Source organism: Paraburkholderia sp. RL17-383-BIF-A (assembly GCF_046028015.1).
Lineage (GTDB): Bacteria > Pseudomonadota > Gammaproteobacteria > Burkholderiales > Burkholderiaceae > Paraburkholderia.
In genome coordinates this window covers 1-3,222 of the sequence record NZ_JARESR010000069.1, presented here as the reverse complement: position 1 = coordinate 3,222, position 3,222 = coordinate 1, and the positions used below count along the sequence as shown (strand labels likewise).

Sequence of the window (3,222 nt, the reverse complement as noted above, 5' to 3'; positions counted from 1 at the left end):
GAGACACACCCGTTATAGGGTCAAGCGAACAAGTGCATGTGGTGGATGCCTTGGCGATCACAGGCGATGAAGGACGCGGTAGCCTGCGAAAAGCGGTGGGGAGCTGGCAAACGAGCTTTGATCCACCGATATCCGAATGGGGAAACCCACTCCTTATGGAGTATCCGTAGCTGAATACATAGGCTACGTGAAGCGAACGCGGTGAACTGAAACATCTAAGTAACCGCAGGAAAAGAAATCAACCGAGATTCCCAGAGTAGTGGCGAGCGAAATGGGACCAGCCTGTACTCTTTATCTTCATTGTTAGTCGAAGGCTCTGGAAAGTGCCGCCATAGCAGGTGATAGCCCTGTAGACGAAAACAGCGAGGAAGAACTAGGTGTACGACAAGTAGGGCGGGACACGTGAAATCCTGTCTGAAGATGGGGGGACCATCCTCCAAGGCTAAATACTCGTGATCGACCGATAGTGAACCAGTACCGTGAGGGAAAGGCGAAAAGAACCCCGGGAGGGGAGTGAAATAGATCCTGAAACCGCATGCATACAAACAGTCGGAGCCTCGCAAGGGGTGACGGCGTACCTTTTGTATAATGGGTCAGCGACTTACATTCAGTGGCAAGCTTAACCGATTAGGGCAGGCGTAGCGAAAGCGAGTCCGAACAGGGCGTTCAGTCGCTGGGTGTAGACCCGAAACCAGGTGATCTATCCATGGCCAGGATGAAGGTGCGGTAACACGTACTGGAGGTCCGAACCCACTAACGTTGAAAAGTTAGGGGATGAGCTGTGGATAGGGGTGAAAGGCTAAACAAACCTGGAAATAGCTGGTTCTCTCCGAAAACTATTTAGGTAGTGCCTCGTGTATCACCTTCGGGGGTAGAGCACTGTCATGGTTGTGGGGTCCATTGCGGATTACTACGCCATAGCAAACTCCGAATACCGAAGAGTGCAATCACGGGAGACAGACATCGGGTGCTAACGTCCGGTGTCAAGAGGGAAACAACCCAGACCGCCAGCTAAGGTCCCCAAATATTGCTAAGTGGGAAACGAAGTGGGAAGGCTAAAACAGTCAGGAGGTTGGCTTAGAAGCAGCCATCCTTTAAAGAAAGCGTAATAGCTCACTGATCGAGTCGTCCTGCGCGGAAGATGTAACGGGGCTAAGCAATATACCGAAGCTGCGGATGCACATTTATGTGCATGGTAGGAGAGCGTTCCGTAAGCCTGCGAAGGTGCATTGAAAAGTGCGCTGGAGGTATCGGAAGTGCGAATGCTGACATGAGTAGCGATAAAGGGGGTGAAAGGCCCCCTCGCCGTAAGCCCAAGGTTTCCTACGCAACGTTCATCGGCGTAGGGTGAGTCGGCCCCTAAGGCGAGGCAGAAATGCGTAGCTGATGGGAAGCAGGTTAATATTCCTGCACCATTGTTAAATGCGATGGGGGGACGGATCGCGGAAGGTTGTCCGGGTGTTGGAAGTCCCGGTCCTTGCATTGGAGAAGGCGCTTAGGCAAATCCGGGCGCGGAATTCAAGGGTGTGAGGCCATTCACTTCGGTGAAGAAGCAACTGGAAGTGGTTCCAAGAAAAGCCTCTAAGCTTCAGTTTAACAAGACCGTACCGCAAACCGACACAGGTGGGCGAGATGAGTATTCTAAGGCGCTTGAGAGAACTCGGGAGAAGGAACTCGGCAAATTGGTACCGTAACTTCGGGATAAGGTACGCCCCTGTAGCTTGACTGGCCTGCGCCAGAAGGGTGAAGGGGTTGCAATAAACTGGTGGCTGCGACTGTTTAATAAAAACACAGCACTCTGCAAACACGAAAGTGGACGTATAGGGTGTGACGCCTGCCCGGTGCCGGAAGATTAAATGATGGGGTGCAAGCTCTTGATTGAAGTCCCGGTAAACGGCGGCCGTAACTATAACGGTCCTAAGGTAGCGAAATTCCTTGTCGGGTAAGTTCCGACCTGCACGAATGGCGTAACGATGGCCACACTGTCTCCTCCCGAGACTCAGCGAAGTTGAAGTGTTTGTGATGATGCAATCTCCCCGCGGCTAGACGGAAAGACCCCATGAACCTTTACTGTAGCTTTGCATTGGACTTTGAACCGGTCTGTGTAGGATAGGTGGGAGGCTTTGAAGCGTGGACGCCAGTCTGCGTGGAGCCGACCTTGAAATACCACCCTGGTTTGTTTGAGGTTCTAACCTTGGTCCGTTATCCGGACTGGGGACAGTGCATGGTAGGCAGTTTGACTGGGGCGGTCTCCTCCCAAAGTGTAACGGAGGAGTACGAAGGTACGCTAGGTACGGTCGGAAATCGTGCTGATAGTGCAATGGCATAAGCGTGCTTAACTGCGAGACCGACAAGTCGAGCAGGTGCGAAAGCAGGTCATAGTGATCCGGTGGTTCTGTATGGAAGGGCCATCGCTCAACGGATAAAAGGTACTCTGGGGATAACAGGCTGATACCGCCCAAGAGTTCATATCGACGGCGGTGTTTGGCACCTCGATGTCGGCTCATCTCATCCTGGGGCTGTAGCCGGTCCCAAGGGTATGGCTGTTCGCCATTTAAAGAGGTACGTGAGCTGGGTTTAAAACGTCGTGAGACAGTTTGGTCCCTATCTGCCGTGGGCGCTGGATATTTGAAGGGGGCTGCTCCTAGTACGAGAGGACCGGAGTGGACGAACCTCTGGTGTACCGGTTGTCACGCCAGTGGCATCGCCGGGTAGCTATGTTCGGAAGAGATAACCGCTGAAAGCATCTAAGCGGGAAACTCGCCTTAAGATGAGATATCCCCGGGGCTTCGAGCCCCTTGAAGGGTCGTTCAAGACCAGGACGTTGATAGGTCAGGTGTGGAAGCGCAGTAATGCGTTAAGCTAACTGATACTAATTGCCCGTAAGGCTTGATCCTATAACAGGTGTGTTTTGCGATGATCGTTAGTGCTTCAGCACTTACGAGCATCCCACCCCCGAAGGGGGCAGGGACGCCACACACGGTTGAGTGATCAGTGTTGTGCCAGAAACAACACAACCCCAAGCTTCTCTGGTGAGCATCACCAGAAACTACTTCTTCCAGATTGGTTGGGCTGTCCCCAAAGACAGCGCAGCAACAAGTCATGCCTGATGACCATAGCGAGTCGGTCCCACCCCTTCCCATCCCGAACAGGACCGTGAAACGACTCCACGCCGATGATAGTGCGGATTCCCGTGTGAAAGTAGGTAATCGTCAGGCTCCC

At 53.0% G+C, this 3,222-nt stretch carries 2 rRNA genes; both read left to right on the top strand.

The features are described from left to right. The first annotated feature begins 18 nt into the window (after nucleotides 1–18). A 23S ribosomal RNA gene (locus tag P0D71_RS35930) occupies nucleotides 19–2,897 on the top strand. A 208-nt stretch (nucleotides 2,898–3,105) separates the two neighbouring features. Beyond that, a 5S ribosomal RNA gene (gene rrf / locus P0D71_RS35925) occupies nucleotides 3,106–3,218 on the top strand. Nucleotides 3,219–3,222: the final 4 nt, after the last annotated feature.